The organism is Pseudomonas sp. GW456-12-1-14-TSB6 (genome assembly GCF_059424205.1).
In genome coordinates this window covers 164,927-180,736 of the sequence record NZ_JBWKZE010000009.1, presented here as the reverse complement: position 1 = coordinate 180,736, position 15,810 = coordinate 164,927, and the positions used below count along the sequence as shown (strand labels likewise).

General features: G+C 61.0%; 16 protein-coding genes. 14 read left to right on the top strand and 2 right to left on the bottom strand.

Annotated features, from left to right (window positions below; genetic code table 11):
- Nucleotides 1-58 precede the first annotated feature (58 nt).
- The gene (locus tag AC07Y2_RS11120) at nucleotides 59-604 is read left to right on the top strand and encodes a 1,2-dihydroxy-3-keto-5-methylthiopentene dioxygenase (RefSeq protein ID WP_039770173.1); all 546 of its coding nucleotides are present in this window, start codon (nucleotides 59-61) and stop codon (nucleotides 602-604) included.
- A 4-nt stretch (nucleotides 605-608) separates the two neighbouring features.
- Nucleotides 609-1,292: an acireductone synthase gene (gene mtnC, locus AC07Y2_RS11115; protein WP_103387049.1), complete on the top strand. Its 684-nt coding sequence runs from the start codon at nucleotides 609-611 to the stop codon at nucleotides 1,290-1,292.
- A gap of 78 nt (nucleotides 1,293-1,370) precedes the next feature.
- Here mtnC and AC07Y2_RS11110 read toward each other — a convergent pair whose 3' ends face one another.
- Nucleotides 1,371-1,649: a DUF3509 domain-containing protein gene (locus AC07Y2_RS11110; RefSeq protein ID WP_039769924.1), complete on the bottom strand. Its 279-nt coding sequence runs from the start codon at nucleotides 1,647-1,649 to the stop codon at nucleotides 1,371-1,373.
- A 389-nt stretch (nucleotides 1,650-2,038) separates the two neighbouring features.
- Here AC07Y2_RS11110 and AC07Y2_RS11105 point away from each other — a divergent pair, with 389 nt between their 5' ends.
- From AC07Y2_RS11105 to AC07Y2_RS11060, 10 genes are all read left to right on the top strand, one after another.
- Nucleotides 2,039-3,877, top strand: a complete 1,839-nt coding sequence (locus AC07Y2_RS11105) for a long-chain-acyl-CoA synthetase (RefSeq protein WP_103387048.1) — start codon at nucleotides 2,039-2,041, stop codon at nucleotides 3,875-3,877.
- Between the two features lie 96 nt (nucleotides 3,878-3,973).
- Nucleotides 3,974-4,492, top strand: a complete 519-nt coding sequence (locus tag AC07Y2_RS11100) for an ankyrin repeat domain-containing protein (protein ID WP_039769928.1) — start codon at nucleotides 3,974-3,976, stop codon at nucleotides 4,490-4,492.
- 90 nt (nucleotides 4,493-4,582) lie between these two features.
- Nucleotides 4,583-5,113, top strand: coding sequence for a hypothetical protein (locus tag AC07Y2_RS11095; protein ID WP_039769929.1), 531 nt, complete (start codon nucleotides 4,583-4,585; stop codon nucleotides 5,111-5,113).
- Between the two features lie 70 nt (nucleotides 5,114-5,183).
- Nucleotides 5,184-5,375 carry a PLDc N-terminal domain-containing protein gene (locus AC07Y2_RS11090; RefSeq protein ID WP_007959984.1) on the top strand — a complete coding sequence of 64 codons (192 nt, stop codon included), beginning with the start codon at nucleotides 5,184-5,186 and terminating at the stop codon, nucleotides 5,373-5,375.
- A gap of 134 nt (nucleotides 5,376-5,509) precedes the next feature.
- Nucleotides 5,510-6,385 carry a polyamine aminopropyltransferase gene (gene speE / locus AC07Y2_RS11085; protein WP_103387047.1) on the top strand — a complete coding sequence of 292 codons (876 nt, stop codon included), beginning with the start codon at nucleotides 5,510-5,512 and terminating at the stop codon, nucleotides 6,383-6,385.
- Between the two features lie 156 nt (nucleotides 6,386-6,541).
- Complete coding sequence (locus tag AC07Y2_RS11080) at nucleotides 6,542-6,775, top strand: hypothetical protein (protein WP_074687606.1); 234 nt, start codon at nucleotides 6,542-6,544, stop codon at nucleotides 6,773-6,775.
- 210 nt (nucleotides 6,776-6,985) lie between these two features.
- A complete protein-coding gene (locus tag AC07Y2_RS11075; RefSeq protein ID WP_007959978.1) occupies nucleotides 6,986-7,333 on the top strand; it encodes a ribonuclease E inhibitor RraB in 348 nt (115 codons plus the stop codon).
- Between the two features lie 477 nt (nucleotides 7,334-7,810).
- A complete protein-coding gene (locus AC07Y2_RS11070; RefSeq protein ID WP_039769936.1) occupies nucleotides 7,811-9,220 on the top strand; it encodes a circularly permuted type 2 ATP-grasp protein in 1,410 nt (469 codons plus the stop codon).
- Between the two features lie 12 nt (nucleotides 9,221-9,232).
- Nucleotides 9,233-10,183, top strand: coding sequence for an alpha-E domain-containing protein (locus tag AC07Y2_RS11065; RefSeq protein WP_007959974.1), 951 nt, complete (start codon nucleotides 9,233-9,235; stop codon nucleotides 10,181-10,183).
- Nucleotides 10,180-10,989 carry a transglutaminase family protein gene (locus AC07Y2_RS11060; RefSeq protein ID WP_039769938.1) on the top strand — a complete coding sequence of 270 codons (810 nt, stop codon included), beginning with the start codon at nucleotides 10,180-10,182 and terminating at the stop codon, nucleotides 10,987-10,989. Before AC07Y2_RS11065 ends, AC07Y2_RS11060 begins: the two co-directional genes overlap by 4 nt.
- A 14-nt stretch (nucleotides 10,990-11,003) precedes the next feature.
- On the opposite strand, the gene AC07Y2_RS11055 is transcribed toward AC07Y2_RS11060, so the two are convergent.
- Nucleotides 11,004-11,789, bottom strand: coding sequence for a c-type cytochrome (locus tag AC07Y2_RS11055; protein ID WP_103387063.1), 786 nt, complete (start codon nucleotides 11,787-11,789; stop codon nucleotides 11,004-11,006).
- 625 nt (nucleotides 11,790-12,414) lie between these two features.
- Between AC07Y2_RS11055 and AC07Y2_RS11050 the strand changes: the two genes are divergently transcribed.
- Entirely contained in the window at nucleotides 12,415-13,620 is a 1,206-nt protein-coding gene (locus tag AC07Y2_RS11050) for an acetyl-CoA C-acetyltransferase (protein ID WP_039769940.1), read from the top strand.
- Nucleotides 13,621-13,637: 17 nt separating this feature from the next.
- The gene (locus AC07Y2_RS11045) at nucleotides 13,638-15,782 is read left to right on the top strand and encodes a 3-hydroxyacyl-CoA dehydrogenase NAD-binding domain-containing protein (RefSeq protein ID WP_103387046.1); all 2,145 of its coding nucleotides are present in this window, start codon (nucleotides 13,638-13,640) and stop codon (nucleotides 15,780-15,782) included.
- Nucleotides 15,783-15,810 lie beyond the last annotated feature (28 nt).

The window sequence follows — 15,810 nt, the reverse complement described above, 5'->3', positions numbered from 1 at the left end:
GCAGTGCCCGACCGGTCTCGAAGAACCGGACGGCAAGGCCGATACCGAGGAATGCCCCATGAGCAGCCTGTCCGTCTATCACGTTTCCAGCCCCGAAATTCCGAACAAGGTGCTGACCCATTTCGAAGACATCGCCTCGACCCTGGCCGAGCAGGGCGTGCGCTTCGACCGCTGGCAAGCCGCCGCGAAGATCCAGCCCGGCGCCAGCCAGGAAGAAGTGATCGGTGCCTATAAAGAGCAGATCGACAAACTGATGACCGAGCGCGGTTACATCACGGTCGACGTGATCAGCCTCAACAGCGACCACCCGCAAAAAGCCGAATTGCGCGCCAAGTTCCTCGAAGAACATCGCCATGGCGAAGACGAAGTACGCTTCTTCGTCGCCGGTCGTGGCCTGTTTACCCTGCACATCGATGATTACGTCTACGCCGTGCTGTGCGAGAAGAACGACCTGATTTCGGTGCCGGCCGGCACCAAACACTGGTTTGACATGGGCGAGAACCCGCACTTCGTGGCGATCCGCCTGTTCAACAACCCTGAAGGCTGGGTCGCCAACTTCACCGGCGAAGACATCGCCGGCCGCTTCCCGCGTCTGGAGGACTGAGCCAATGTCGATCAAGGTCATTCTCACCGACATCGAAGGCACCACCAGCGCGGTGAGTTTTGTGTTCGACGTGCTGTTTCCGTATGCGGCGAAACATCTGCCGGACTTCGTTCGCCAGAACGCTCAGCGCGCGGATGTTGCCGAGCAACTGGACGCCGTGCGCCGCTACAGCAACGAACCGCAGGCTGACGTCGAGCGGGTCGTGGAAATTCTGCTGGCCTGGATCGCCGAAGACCGGAAAGCCACGCCGCTGAAAGCGTTGCAGGGCATGGTTTGGGAACAGGGCTATCAGGCCGGGCAGTTGAAAGGCCATGTTTATCCGGATGCCGTTGAAGCGCTGCAGCGCTGGCATCAGGCCGGTTATCAACTGTTTGTGTATTCATCCGGTTCGATCCAGGCGCAGAAGCTGATTTTCGGCTGCTCGGAAGCAGGGGATCTGACGCCGCTGTTCAGCGGCTATTTCGACACTACCTCCGGGCCGAAGCGCGAAGCGCAGTCGTACAGCAACATCCAGCAGGCCATCGGTGTCGAACCGCAGGAGATCCTGTTCCTGTCCGATATCGTGCAGGAACTCGATGCCGCCCAAGCCGCCAGCTTGCAAACCTGCGGGCTGGCCCGTGAGGGTGGGGAGTTGGCAGGGCATGTGACCGTCGACAGTTTTACCGGGATCGAACCGGAAGCGTTCTGAGTTCACCCAATCGACGCGCAAAAAAAACAGGCCGTGAAGCGAAAGCTCCACGGCCTGTCTGTTTATACGGTGTTCGAATTACATCGAGTGATAAGTCGGCAGGGCGAAACGCTGCTGGCTTTGCAGCATGCCGATCTGCGGCAGCTCGCTGGCTTGTTCTGCCAGATCACGACGGATCGCGCTGATCGCCCACGACAGTTGGTCGCCGGTATGCAATTGCTGATAGGTGAGCGCACGCTTGAACACTTTGCCGTCGGCACTCTTCAGCGTCAGCAGGATCCCGCCATCGGGACGTGGCTGGGTGGTGACGGCGAAGTTGGAGAACAGGGAGGTAAATTTTTCTTGGATCAGGTTCATGTCTTTCAGCTCCGTATGCACTTGAATGGCAAGCATGTATAGGGAGTTGCAGCGATTGTGCCAGTATTTCTGTTTATAAAAATCGTTGTAAATCAGTAAGTTATAAAGTCAGGTCGTTTCATCTGTCGTGCAATCTGCATGAATTGCCATCGTGCATCCTGCATTTTGCGGGATCACTGTCGATCCGATGGAACCAATATCTCCGGCCGGAATCCCGCTGTGCGTTGCAGCGCCGGGCGGATACAAAACATTGCAAAAACCGCGTGTACAGCCCGCGAAGCCCTGACGTATTTTCGGCCTCGACCCTCGCTCGAGAAGCGCCGGTTGCCTCACCCGATTGCCCGACAATAAAAATCCGGCCTGCACGTCAAGGTCGAACGGGAGCTGCCATGCGCCACGCGCCTAGCGACACGATTACCTGGGGCATGATGCTCCGCAAACTGCCGATGATTGCCAAAGCCATCCCCCGGGTGGTGAAAGGCATGAAGGTGGCCAACGTCAAGGATCCGACCCAAACCTGTGGCCTGGGCTGGACTTTCGAGCAAGCGACCCTGCGCAATCCCGAGGGCCCCGCGCTGCTGTCGGGCGAGGTGGTGCTGAGTTATTCACAGGTCAACCAGTGGGCCAACCGCATCGCCCACTATCTGATCGGGCAGGGCATCGGTAAAGGCGATGTGGTGGCGGTGTTCATCGAGAACCGCCCGGAACTGCTGGTGACGATTCTGGCCCTGGCCAAGGTCGGCGCCGTCAGCGCGCTGCTCAATACCTCGCAGACCCGCGATACGCTGATCCACAGCATCAATCTGGTGACGCCGGCGGCGATTGTCGTCGGTGAGGAACTGCTGCCGGCATTTGCGGCGGTACGCGAGCAAGTGTCGATCCCGGCAGTGCGCGCCTGGTTCGTTGCCGATCAGGATACCTTCAGCCATCCGGGCATCGCGCCCGAGGGCTACATCAACCTGATCAGCGCCAGCGCCGACGCCTCGGGCGACAACCCGGCCAGCAGCCGGCAGATTTTCTTCGACGACCCCTGTTTCTATATCTACACCTCCGGCACCACCGGTTTGCCGAAAGCCGGCGTGTTCAAGCACGGCCGCTGGATGCGCAGTTCGGCGAGCTTCGGCATGATCGCCCTCGACATGCGCCCGGACGACATCGTCTATTGCACCTTGCCGCTGTACCACGCCACCGGGCTTTGCGTGTGCTGGGGTTCGGCGGTCAATGGCGCTTCGGGTTTCGCCATTCGCCGCAAGTTCAGCGCCCGCCAGTTCTGGAGCGACGTGCGCCGCTACCGCGCCACCACCATCGGTTACGTCGGCGAGTTGTGCCGGTATCTGGTGGATCAGCCGCTCAGTGCCGACGACAGTCGTCATGATGTGCGCAAGATGATCGGCAACGGCCTGCGGCCCGGTGCGTGGGCCGAGTTCAAGACCCGCTTCGGCGTGGATCACATTTGCGAGCTGTACGCCGCCAGCGACGGCAATATCGGCTTCACCAACATCCTCAATTTCGACAACACCATCGGTTTCTCGCTGATGGCCTGGGAGTTGGTGGCCTACGACCAGGACAGCGGCGAGCCGATTCGCGGTGACGACGGGTTCATGCGCAAGGTCGACCGGGGCGAGCGGGGGCTGTTGCTGGCGCGGATCGACGACAAGGCGCCGCTGGACGGCTACACCGATCCACAGAAAACCGCGAAAGTCGTGCTACAGGACGTGTTCACCAAGGGCGATCGCTTCTTCAACACCGGCGATCTGCTGCGCAACATCGGTTTCGGCCACGCACAGTTTGTCGACCGCCTCGGCGACACCTATCGCTGGAAGGGCGAGAACGTCTCGACCACCGAGGTCGAAAACCTGCTGCTCCAGCATCCGCACATTTCCGAAGCGGTGGCCTATGGTGTGGAAATCCCCAACACCAACGGTCGCGCCGGGATGGCGGCGATCACCCCGGCCGAGTCGCTGGCGACCCTGGATTTCGCCGAATTGCTGGCCTTCGCCCGCCAACGCATGCCGGCCTATGCGGTGCCGCTGTTCTTGCGGGTCAAGGTGAAAATGGAAACCACCGGCACCTTCAAATACCAGAAAACCCGCCTGAAAAACGAAGGCTTCGACCCCGGCCTGACGGCGGATGATCCGATTTACGCCTGGCTGCCGGGGAGCGAAACCTACGTGCAGGTCACGGATGAAATCCTTGCCGACATCCGGGCAGGCAAGTACCGCTATTGATATTGGCTATCGGCGGTCTTGGAAAAAAGGGGATGACAGCTATCGCTGCGCTCGGGAAACTGTCGGCTTTCCGATTGACCGAAAGTGGAGTGAACCATGTCTGACCAAAGCCGCCAGATGACCCCCGAGGAAGCAGCCGAATTCACTGAACAGGTGTTCAACAAGGCGCGCGAGGGCGATGCGGTGATGCTCGATCGCCTGATCACTGCCGGTCTGCCGGTGAACCTGACCAACAGCAAGGGCGACACCCTGCTGATGCTCGCCAGCTATTACGGTCACGTGGACGCGGTGCAAGTGCTGCTAAAGCACAAGGCCGACCCGGAACAACGCAATGGCAACGGCCAGAGCCCGATTGCCGGCGCGGCGTTCAAGGGTGATCTGGCCGTGGTCAAGGCCTTGGTCGAGGGCGGGGCGCAGATTGAAGGCGCCTCCTTCGATGGCCGCACGGCGCTGATGATGGCGGCGATGTTCAACCGCGTTGAAATCGTCGACTACTTGATCGACCAGGGCGCCGACCCGAAAGCCAAAGATGCCAATGGCGTCACCGCGCTGGACGCGGCCCGCACCATGGGCGCTGTGGACACCACCGCGCAGCTGGAAAAACTGCTGGGCTGAGGCCGCTGGCCGCAACCCGCTCTGTGGCGAAGGCGAGAATGCGCTATCCTTCGCGCCCTCAAAATTCCCTTCGCCACAGGATCCGCCCCCATGAAAGCCGCACTCGCCGAACTCATCAGCAAAATCAGCTCCGGCTGCATGGGCGAAGACGAGATCCTGAAAGTCGCTGACGAAGCGGCGCAGGCCTACGCCGATGCCGACGCTTTTCTGACCGCCAACCCGGACATTAACTACGACGAGACTTTCCCGATTCCGCTGGGCGAGTGGGTCGTGGTCGGCAGCCTGCCGGAGACCGTGCTGTTCCAGGCCGACACCTACGCCGACCTGTTCGCGCAGATCGTTGCTTCGTTCGGCCCGGGCGTGGAGTTCAACCTCAAGCCCAAGCAACTGGCCAAGACCGAAGCGCTGACCGCGCTCAACCGCATCCAGGTGCAGATGAGCAGCCTGAACAAGGAAAACGGCGGTTACACGTTGATGAACTTCAGCCAGTTGCTCGACGACGAGCTGCAAGTGGTGCTGGTCTACGGCAACGACGTGCCGCGCGTGCTGGATCTGTGCGCCGAAGTCGGCATTGCCGCCGCGCCGTCGCTGGAAGCCTTGAAGGTCGCCGTTCACGTCTGACGCAATAAAAGGGAACCCTGAGCGCGACCGTCTATCCTAAAAGTGCATGCCACTATTCTGGAGCGACACCATGGGTTCCACGTTCAACGGCCTGGTCGGCCTGATCATTCTTGCGCTCGACATCTGGGCGATCATCAATGTGCTGAAAAGCGGCGCCGAGACCGGGATGAAAATCCTCTGGGTGCTGCTGATCATCCTCCTGCCGGTGCTGGGCCTGATCATCTGGGCGATTGCCGGGCCGCGGGGCAACGTGCGGATCTGACCGTTCGCACCCTGATCGGGTCGGGCCGATGAACTGAGGTTCGACCTGTCATCTTCGGCAACGTAGAATGCGCGCCTTTCCCGGGCAATCGAACCTGACGATTGGCGCCCGCGCATTCATCGGAGCACTTCACCATGACCGTCACCAAGACCAGCGAATACCTGGAAACCCTCTACGAAGGCTACGGCCAGCGTTTTCGCATGGAAAAACTGCTGCACGAAGTGCGCACCGAACACCAGCACCTGGTGATTTTCCAGAACCCGCGCATGGGCCGGGTGATGGCGCTGGACGGCGTGATCCAGACCACCGAAGCCGATGAATTCATCTACCACGAAATGCTCACCCACGTGCCGATCCTCGCCCACGGCACCGCCAAGCGCGTGCTGATCATCGGCGGTGGCGACGGCGGCATGCTGCGCGAAGTGACCAAACACGCCAGCATCGAGCACATCACCATGGTCGAGATCGACGGCACCGTGGTCGACATGTGCAAAGAGTTTCTACCGAACCACTCCAAGGGCGCCTACGACGATCCACGCCTGAATCTGGTGATCGACGACGGCATGCGTTTCGTCGCCACCACCACTGAAAAGTTCGACGTGATCATTTCCGACTCCACCGACCCGATCGGCCCGGGCGAAGTACTGTTCTCGGAAAACTTCTACCAGGCCTGCCACCGCTGCCTGAACGAGGGCGGCATCCTCGTGACCCAGAACGGCACGCCGTTCATGCAGATCGAAGAAGTGAAAACCACTGCCGGGCGCCTGCGCAGCCTGTTCCCGGACTGGCACTTCTATCAGGCGGCCGTGCCGACCTACATCGGCGGTTCGATGACCTTCGCCTGGGGCTCGACCAACCCGGCCTACCGCAAGCTGACCCGCGAAGTGCTGCAACAGCGCTTCATCGGCAGCGGCATCGTCACCCGCTACTACAACCCGGAAATCCACATCGGTGCTTTCGCCTTGCCGCAGTACGTGCTGCAAGCGGTGAACAAGCCAAGCAACGACTGATCGTTCGCGGGTCAGAAAAAGCCGAGGCCGGTGTGCGAAAACACACCGGCCTGGGCTTTTTTCATGTTGCATCGGTGTAAACCTTTTGAACGATCAATCCTGACAAAAGTCGAGATAGGTGTAAGCCCATTTGCGGGTTTGATCGAGGAGGCTCCGATGTCAAAGTGGAAAGTCACTTTCGTGGACGATCATGGTGAAACGATCGACGAAGTCTTCGAGTGCGAGGAATGCCCCAGCCATGAACGGGCAGCCCGCCTCATCAAGGAACGATTCCTGCCAGTCGCCGCCGAGCTTGACCTGAACGATCTGGAAGGGCGCACCGCCGATGCCGGCGTAAAAAGCCTGAAAACCCAGAACAGCATCGAAATCCGCAGCATCACCCCAATCTGAATCTTCATTTTCTTCATGTACCAGGCCTTGGCAGCGGCTCTATCTTGGGGCTACTCTGCAAGCGAGATCAGCGAACGGATCGCTAAGGTCTGGTCTTGTCAGCTACATGCTTGTTTCCCGCCGGCAACGCGGTTGCCGTGAGCACCCGGGCCCTGTGGGCCAGTGCAGGGAATACGGAAAGTCTATCCATCTATGCGAGGGGGACGATTCATGAGCACAGCCTATCAAGAAGACATCAGCAGCAGCGTGCTGCGCCGCATGAAAGAAGGCGGTTTCGATTTTTCCCGATTCCATCCCATCGAGTTCTACGCCATTTTCCCGGACGAGGAGCGGGCGCGCAGGGCGGCAGGCAAATTTCGCGGTGAATCCATCAATGCCCAGGTCAGTGCGCGCGACGACGGCGCCTGGTCTCTGGAATTGAGCAAGGTGATGTACGCAACCTACGACGACATTGGCGATTTCGAGCAGGGCTTCTCGGCGGTGGTCGAGCCCTTGGGCGGCATCATCGAAGGCTGGGGCGTGAAACAGGAGATCCGCAACCGGCATCGTTTGAACTGATCACTCTCGCAACACGTCGAGCTACGGCTGACCTTCGGGTCGGCCGTTGTCGTTTCTACGGCCCCGAAAGCGCATGGCAAAACCCTGAAACAAGAAACCGGTGCAAAAAAAAGCCACCTGAAAAGGTGGCTAAAAGGGAAGACCGCAAGGAGAGGAAACCGGTCAGGGTTACGGCCGGGAGGGCTGCCGAGGCAAGCCGGATCAGTGAGGCTGCGTACTTCGTCAGCGACGTTTTTGCAGCGGATGCGCGGATTATCCGCAGTGGCCTGCGGGCAGTGAAATCAACTCTGACTATGCTGGTGATAGGCGACGGGATTGCGTCGCAATGAAGCGGGGGCGATCAGGTTGGAGCATTTGCCGCACAGGAATGGTGCGGCGCGTGTGGCGTGAATATCCAACCGATTGAAATCAAAGCGTTTATGCCGATGGCACGGGCCTTGCGAAGGCCTGTATGTCCGGAGTGACAAGGAGTACGGCATGATCCGCACCTATTTTGATGAGATGTACGATGCCGGCGGCCAGATCCGCCCGCATTACCGGGAGTTTGCCCGCTGGCTGGCCGAGACACCTGACGAGCTGCTGGCCCAGCGGCGACGCGAGGCCGATCTGCTGTTCCATCGCGCCGGGATCACCTTCACGCTCTACGGGGACGAGCAAGGGACAGAACGCCTGATTCCCTTCGACACCATTCCGCGCAGCATTCCGGCCAGCGAGTGGCGGATCGTCGAGCGCGGCTGCATCCAGCGGGTCAAGGCGTTGAACATGTTCCTCGCCGATCTTTACCACGAGCAACGCATCATCAAGGCCGGGATCATTCCCGCCGAACAAGTGCTGGCCAACGAGCAATACCAGTTGGCGATGCAGGGGCTGGATTTGCATCGCGATATCTATTCGCACATCTCCGGCGTCGATCTGGTGCGTGACGGCGACGGCACGTATTACGTGCTCGAGGACAACCTGCGCACGCCGAGCGGCGTGAGCTACATGCTCGAAGACCGCAAGATGATGATGCGTCTGTTCCCCGAGCTGTTCGCGGCCCAGCGCATCGCGCCCATCGATCATTACCCGAACCTGCTGCTCGACACCCTGAAAAGCTCAAGCCCCATCGACGACCCCAGCGTCGTGGTGCTGACACCGGGACGCTTCAACAGCGCGTTTTTCGAGCATGCGTTTCTCGCCCGGGAAATGGGCGTGGAACTGGTGGAGGGCGCGGACCTGTTCGTGCGCGACGACAAGGTCTTCATGCGCACCACCGACGGACCGAAAGCGGTGGACGTGATCTACCGCCGGCTCGACGACGCGTTCCTCGACCCGCTGGCGTTCCGCCCGGATTCGATGCTCGGCGTGCCGGGACTGCTGTCGTCGTATCGCTCCGGCAACGTGGTGCTTGCCAATGCCATCGGCACCGGCGTGGCGGACGACAAATCGGTGTACCCGTTCGTTACCGAAATGATCCGTTTCTACCTCGACGAAGAACCGATCCTGAAGAACGTGCCGACTTGGCAATGCCGTAACCCGTCCGAGCTTTCCCATGTGCTGGCCAATCTTCCGGATCTGGTGGTCAAGGAAACCCAGGGCTCCGGCGGTTACGGAATGCTGGTGGGGCCGGCGGCGACCACGGCGGAAATCGATGCGTTCCGCGAGCGGATCAAGGCCAAGCCCCACGCGTACATCGCGCAACCGACGCTGTCGCTGTCGACCTGTCCGACCTTTGTCGAAAACGGCATTGCGCCGCGCCACATCGACCTGCGCCCGTTCGTATTGTCCGGCCGCGAAACCCGGGTCGTGCCCGGCGGTTTGACCCGTGTCGCCCTGCGCGAAGGCTCTCTGGTGGTGAATTCATCCCAGGGTGGCGGAACCAAAGACACCTGGGTGGTCGAGGATTGAAGGAAGCCTGCCATGTTAAGTAGAACTGCCTCGGATCTGTACTGGATGTCGCGTTACCTGGAGCGGGCGGAAAACCTCGCGCGGATGCTCGATGTCAGCTATTCGCTGTCGCTGATGCCGCAGGACGGCCGTGGCGACGGTCTGCACGAACTGGCGATGCCGCTGCTGATCACCGGCACGCTGGACGACTACCTGGAACGTCACGGCGAGCTGCATGCCGAGCGACTGCTGCACTTCTTCGCCCTCGACGCGGCCAACCCGGCAAGCATCTACAGCTGCCTAGGTGCGGCACGGGCCAGCGCCCATGCGGTGCGAGGACGAATCACCGCTGACATGTGGGAGAACATCAACGCCACCTGGCTGGAGATCCGCGGGATCGCCAATCAGGGCCTCAGTCGCTACGGCATGAGCCGTTTCTGCGAGTGGATCAAGGAGCGTTCGCACCTGTTTCGGGGCGCGTCCTACGGCACCATCATGCGCAACGACGCGTTTCGTTTCATTCGCCTGGGTACGTTTATCGAACGCGCTGACAACACGTTGCGTCTGCTCGATGCGCGTTACGAAATGGCAGGCGATCAGGCGGAAGCCGTCAGCGACGGCACCGCTCACGCCTATTACCAGTGGAGTGCGCTGTTGCGGGCCTTGTCATCGTTCGAGGCCTATACCGAGATCTATCGCGATGCGCCCGGCGCCCGGCATGTGGCCGAGCTTCTTTTGTTGCGTGCGGATGTGCCGCGTTCGCTGCGGGCCTGCACCGAAGAAATCGACCAGATTCTGGCGCAGTTGCCTGGGGCCAACGGTCGTCCCGCGCAACGACTGGCGGCGGAAATGGACGCGCGTCTGCGCTACACCGGTATTCAAGAAATCCTTGAGGAAGGGTTGCACGCCTGGCTCACCGAATTCATCCCGCTGGTGCGCCAGTTGGGCAACGCCATTCACAGTTCCTACCTGGAGGCCGCATGAGACTTTCCATCAGCCACGAGACCACCTATCACTACGAAGATCAGGTGCGCGCGAGCATCCAGTACCTGCGCCTGACACCCCACGACAGCGAGCGTCAGCACGTGCTGAGCTGGCAGCTTGACCTGCCGCGCCCGGTGCGCGCCCAGCTCGATCCGTTCGGCAACATCCTGCACGTGCTGACCATGGACGAGCCCCACGAAGCGATCATCATCGGCGCCCGGGGGCAGGTTGATATCGACGAATTGCGCGAGGCGGAGCACGAGAGTCAGTCGGCGCTGCCGTTCCTGCGGTTCACCCGGCTGACCGAGGCTGACGAGGCATTGCGGGCGTTTGCCGAGAATTCATGCAAACAACGCCGCGACCGCAACGCATTGATCGATCTGATGCACGGTTTGAACCAGCACATGACTTACAAGCCGGGTTCCACCGAAGTCGACACCAGCGCCGCCGAAGCGTTTGCCGGGCGGGCGGGTGTTTGCCAGGACCACGCCCACGCTTTCCTGGCCTGCGCACGCAGCCTCGGGGTGCCATCACGTTATGTGTCGGGTTATCTGTACAGCGAGGATTGCGAGCATCTCGCCAGTCACGCCTGGGCCGAAGCCTGGATCGATGACGCCTGGTACAGCTTTGACGTGACCAATGAGCTGGCGCGGCCGGAGCGGCACCTGAAACTGGCAGTGGGTCTGGATTATCTGGATGCCTGTCCGGTGCGCGGCATGCGTCGGGGCGGCGGGTCAGAGCAGATGCACGCGAAAGTGCTGGTGTCGCCGACACCAGCGCCAATCATCTCGGTGCAGCAGCAGTAAACGATGTGGTCGGTTTACTTGGCGGGCGCAACCTTGCGCCCGGCCATGTGCTGCAAATACCCGATCAGTTTCTGCAGATCCGCATCCGGCAACACCTCGGCGGTAAACCCCGGCATCTTCGCCTGCGGCCACTGACGCAGACTCTGCGGATCGCGGATGTAGCGCTTGAGGAAATCCGCGCCGAAGTACTCCGTCGGGTTGTACGGGATATTCAGATCCGGCCCAAACTGCGCATCGCCCGCGCCATTCAGGCGATGGCACGCCAGGCAGTTCTTCTGGAACAGCGCGAAACCCTGATTCACCGGGTCATCGGCCTTCAGCGCAGGATCCGGCAACAGGGCAGGGAAGCGCTCGGCCACCGGCGCCATGCGCTTGATGCTCGCGACTTCGAATGGCCATTGTTCCGGGCTGATATTGCCGGCCTGCGGATCGGTCCACACCAGATAAAACGGCCCGGCGCTGTGCTTGCCTTCCGACAGCGGCGGCCAGGGCTGCGCCGGATCTTCGATGGCCAGCCAGGCGCGTGAGCCTTGGGTTTTTAGTAATGGAGCCGCAGACAGCTCAGCGGCAAAACCGTCCAGCGCTACGGCTTGCAGGTGATCGTCCGGTTTGATGCCGGTCAGCAGCGCGGCAATCGGCACGGCCCGATAAGTCATGTCCTTCTTGTAGGACACATCATTCTTGATCGTGAGGGTTTGTACCTGAGGATGCTTGAGCAACTCCTCGGTCTGCCAGGTGCGGCTGTTCGCGCCCAGCTCCAGGTTCAGCTGCGCGGCAGTCAGGGGCATGCTCAGCAGCATGGCCCCGAACAGAATGAGCGTTTTCAAGTGATCGCCGTCCGTGTCGTGGAAGTGCGCAAAGGTTGGCACAGCCACGCTGGCCCGGATAGCGGGCCAGTCACATTTTCAGTGGCGATAAACAATACCTGCCGCTTGAGTCAGCCGAGGACCTTGGTCAGGTTCGGCAGAATCAACAACAGCGTCGTGGCGAAAAGAATGAGTCCTGCTTGCCGTACTTTCGGTTGTTTGAACATGGCTTGACCGCCTTTTTTGTTATTTCCTGATGCCTGCCTGCATATCCATGATGGCAAGCGCTGCACTTCCTGTTGAAGAACGTCTGCCTCGGCAAAACCCGACGACAACAACGTACATCTTCACCTTAGGGCCCGCGTCACGCTTCGCTTAGATCCATTTCGTATGTACTTGCTACCGGTTGCGATTAAAAAGGCATGAGGCCCATTGCCAGCTTCTTTGCCGCCCGTTTGCTAGACAGCTCGCACACCTGAACCGGTTAACCAAGCCATGGATGACCGTCCGTCTGAGCGTGCGCGTCAACGTCATTGAGCGCTGTGGTCATTGAATCCGTCGCCTGCGAAGACAACAGTGACAGCACGAATTTCACTCACCGCACAGGTTCGAGGACGTCATGACCCAAGCTTTGATTTTCGACGCGTTACGCACGCCCCGTGGCAAGGGCAAGGCCGATGGTTCGCTGCACAGCGTCAAACCGGTGAACCTGGTGGCCGGGCTGCTGACCGCTTTGCAGGCGCGCACCGCGCTGGACACCAGCCAGGTCGATGACGTGGTGCTCGGTTGCGTCACGCCGATTGGCGATCAGGGCTCCGACATCGCCAAGACCGCCGTGCAGGTGGCCGATTGGGACGTCAGCGTCGCGGGTGTGCAGATCAACCGCTTCTGCGCTTCCGGGCTGGAAGCGGTGAACCTGGGGGCGATGAAAGTGCGCTCCGGGTTCGAGGATCTGGTAGTGGTCGGTGGTGTGGAGTCCATGTCCCGCGTGCCGATGGGCAGCGACGGTGGCGCCTGGGCGCTGGACCCGCAGACCAACCTGCACAGCCACTTCACGCCACAAGGCGTTGGCGCCGACCTGATCGCCACCCTTGAAGGCTTCAGCCGCCAGGACGTCGATGCCTACGCGCTGCATTCGCAACAGAAAGCCGCCCGTGCCCGGGCCGACGGTTCGTTCAACAAGTCGTTGGTGCCGGTGCAGGACCAGAACGGCATCATCCTGCTCGATCACGATGAGTTCATTCGCGCCGAGTCGACTCTTGAAGGTCTGGGCAAGCTCAAGCCGAGTTTCGAAATGATTGGCCAGATGGGCTTCGACGCCACGGCGTTGCGGGTCTACAGCCATGTCGAGCGGATTAACCATGTGCACACGCCGGGCAACAGCTCGGGGATCGTCGACGGCGCGGCGCTGATGTTGATCGGCTCCGAGGCCAAGGGCCGCGCGTTGGGCCTGCAACCCCGGGCGCGGATCGTCGCCACGGCGGTCACCAGCACCGATCCGACCATCATGCTCACCGGCCCGGCGCCGGCCACTCGCAAGGCGTTGGCCAAGGCCGGGCTGCGGGTGGAAGACATCGACTTGTTTGAAGTCAACGAGGCGTTCGCCTCGGTGGTGCTGAAGTTCATCAAGGACATGGCTGTCGACCCGGACAAGGTCAACGTCAATGGCGGCTCGATCGCCATGGGCCACCCGCTGGGCGCCACCGGTTGCGCGATCCTCGGCACCTTGCTCGATGAACTGGAAGCCCGGCGCCTGCGCTACGGCCTCGCGACACTGTGCGTCGGCGGCGGCATGGGCATCGCGACCATCATCGAACGCCTCTGACCCCAAGGAATCCTGTCATGACCCAAGCCATTCGTTACGAAAAAGGCCAGGACGGCATCGTCCTCCTGACCATCGACATGCCGGGCCAGAGCGCCAACACCATGAACTCGGTGTACCGCGAGGCCATGGCCGAAAGCGTCGCCCGTTTGCAGGCGGAAAAAGAGGACGTCGCCGGGGTGATCATCACCTCGGCCAAGAAAACCTTCTTCGCCGGTGGCGACCTGAATGAACTGATCAAGGTCGGCAAGCCCGAAGCCAAGGCCTTCTATGACATGGTGCTGACCCTCAAGGGCCAGTTGCGCACCCTGGAAACCCTCGGCAAACCGGTGGTCGCGGCGATCAACGGCGCGGCGCTCGGCGGCGGCTGGGAAATCTGCCTGGCCTGCCACCACCGCGTGGCACTGGACGATGCGTCGGTGCAGCTCGGTTTGCCGGAAGTGACCCTCGGCCTGTTGCCGGGCGGCGGTGGCGTGGTGCGGATGGTGCGCATGCTGGGCATCGAAAAGGCTTTGCCGTATCTGCTCGAAGGCAAGAAAGTCCGTCCGCAGCAGGCGTTGCAGGCGGGGCTGATTGATGAACTGGCAGCGGATCGCGATGAGCTGCTGGCCAAGGCCCGGGCCTGGATTCTGGCCAATCCCGCGGCCGTGCAGCGTTGGGATGTGAAGGGCTATCAGATTCCCGGCGGCACGCCCTCCAATCCGAAAGTCGCGCAGATGCTGGCGATTGCGCCGTCGATCCTGCGCACCAAAACCCAGGGCACGTTGCCGGCGCCGGAGAAGATTCTGTGTGCGGCGGTGGAAGGCGCGCAGGTGGATTTCGACACCGCGCACCTGATCGAAACCCGTTATTTCACCGAACTGACCACCGGCCAGATCTCGAAAAACCTGATTGGCACCTTCTGGTTCCAGCTCAATGAAATCAACGCCGGCGGATCGCGGCCGCAGGGTTTTGCGCCTTATGTGACGAAGCGCGTGGGCGTGCTCGGCGCGGGCATGATGGGCGCCGGGATCGCCTATGTCAGCGCATCGGCCGGGATCGACGTGGTGCTCAAAGACATCAACCTCGCGGCTGCGGAAAAGGGCAAAGCCCATTCGGCGGCATTGCTGGACAAGAAAGTCGCTCGCGGGCAGATGACTGCGCAGCAGCGTGAAGCGGTGCTGGCGCGCATCCATCCGACCGAAAGCGACGCCGATCTGGCAGGTTGCGATCTGATCATCGAGGCGGTGTTCGAGGATCGTCAACTCAAGGCCAAGGTCTCGGCAGCAGCGCAGCAGGTGGTCGGCGCCGACGCGGTGATTGCTTCCAACACGTCGACCTTGCCCATCACGGGGTTGGCGACCGCAGTACCGGATCAAAGCAAGTTCATCGGCCTGCACTTCTTCAGCCCGGTGGAAAAGATGCCGCTGGTGGAAATCATCAAAGGCGCGCAAACCAGCGACGAAACCCTCGCACGCGGGTTCGATTTCGTACTGCAAATCAAGAAAACCCCGATTGTGGTCAACGACAGTCGCGGTTTCTTTACTTCTCGAGTATTCGGCACCTTTACCAATGAAGGCATTGCCATGCTGGGTGAGGGCGTCAGTGCGCCGATGATCGAGACCGAAGCGCGCAAGGCCGGGATGCCTGTCGGACCGCTGGCGATCTCCGACGAAGTTTCCCTCAGCCTGATGAGCCATATCCGTCAGCAAACGGCCAAAGACCTGCAGGCAGAAGGGAAACCGCTGATTGAGCACCCGGCGTTCGCCGTGATTGACTTGCTGCTCAACGAATACAAGCGGCCGGGCAAGGCAGCGGGAGGCGGTTTTTATGAGTACCCCGCGGGTGGGCAGAAACATTTGTGGCCCGAGCTGAAAACCCGTTTCGAGAAAGCCGACGGGCAGATTTCGCCCAAGGATGTGCGTGATCGACTGCTGTTCGTGCAGGCCATCGAGACCGTGCGCTGTGTGGAGGAGGGCGTGCTGACGTCGACGGCGGACGCCAATGTCGGCTCGATCTTCGGCATCGGTTTTGCGGCATGGACGGGCGGCGCGTTGCAGTTCATCAATCAATATGGCGTGAAGGACTTCGTCGCGCGGGCGCAGTACCTGGCGGAACAGTACGGCGAGCGTTTCGCACCGCCTGCGTTGCTGCTGGAAAAAGCCGCGAAAGGCGAGTTGTTCTAACGGGGAGGGGAGGCATTTCGGGGCTTGC

Excerpts from the sequence above, each read along its gene's own strand:
- AC07Y2_RS11120 (WP_039770173.1), top strand. The coding sequence starts at position 59 with ATGAGCAGCCTGTCCGTCTATCACGTTTCCAGCCCCGAAATTCCGAAC.
- mtnC (WP_103387049.1), top strand. The coding sequence starts at position 609 with ATGTCGATCAAGGTCATTCTCACCGACATCGAAGGCACCACCAGCGCG.
- AC07Y2_RS11110 (WP_039769924.1), bottom strand. The coding sequence starts at position 1,649 with ATGAACCTGATCCAAGAAAAATTTACCTCCCTGTTCTCCAACTTCGCC.
- AC07Y2_RS11105 (WP_103387048.1), top strand. The coding sequence starts at position 2,039 with ATGCGCCACGCGCCTAGCGACACGATTACCTGGGGCATGATGCTCCGC.
- AC07Y2_RS11100 (WP_039769928.1), top strand. The coding sequence starts at position 3,974 with ATGTCTGACCAAAGCCGCCAGATGACCCCCGAGGAAGCAGCCGAATTC.
- AC07Y2_RS11095 (WP_039769929.1), top strand. The coding sequence starts at position 4,583 with ATGAAAGCCGCACTCGCCGAACTCATCAGCAAAATCAGCTCCGGCTGC.
- AC07Y2_RS11090 (WP_007959984.1), top strand. The coding sequence starts at position 5,184 with ATGGGTTCCACGTTCAACGGCCTGGTCGGCCTGATCATTCTTGCGCTC.
- speE (WP_103387047.1), top strand. The coding sequence starts at position 5,510 with ATGACCGTCACCAAGACCAGCGAATACCTGGAAACCCTCTACGAAGGC.
- AC07Y2_RS11080 (WP_074687606.1), top strand. The coding sequence starts at position 6,542 with ATGTCAAAGTGGAAAGTCACTTTCGTGGACGATCATGGTGAAACGATC.
- AC07Y2_RS11075 (WP_007959978.1), top strand. The coding sequence starts at position 6,986 with ATGAGCACAGCCTATCAAGAAGACATCAGCAGCAGCGTGCTGCGCCGC.
- AC07Y2_RS11070 (WP_039769936.1), top strand. The coding sequence starts at position 7,811 with ATGATCCGCACCTATTTTGATGAGATGTACGATGCCGGCGGCCAGATC.
- AC07Y2_RS11065 (WP_007959974.1), top strand. The coding sequence starts at position 9,233 with ATGTTAAGTAGAACTGCCTCGGATCTGTACTGGATGTCGCGTTACCTG.
- AC07Y2_RS11060 (WP_039769938.1), top strand. The coding sequence starts at position 10,180 with ATGAGACTTTCCATCAGCCACGAGACCACCTATCACTACGAAGATCAG.
- AC07Y2_RS11055 (WP_103387063.1), bottom strand. The coding sequence starts at position 11,789 with ATGCTGCTGAGCATGCCCCTGACTGCCGCGCAGCTGAACCTGGAGCTG.
- AC07Y2_RS11050 (WP_039769940.1), top strand. The coding sequence starts at position 12,415 with ATGACCCAAGCTTTGATTTTCGACGCGTTACGCACGCCCCGTGGCAAG.
- AC07Y2_RS11045 (WP_103387046.1), top strand. The coding sequence starts at position 13,638 with ATGACCCAAGCCATTCGTTACGAAAAAGGCCAGGACGGCATCGTCCTC.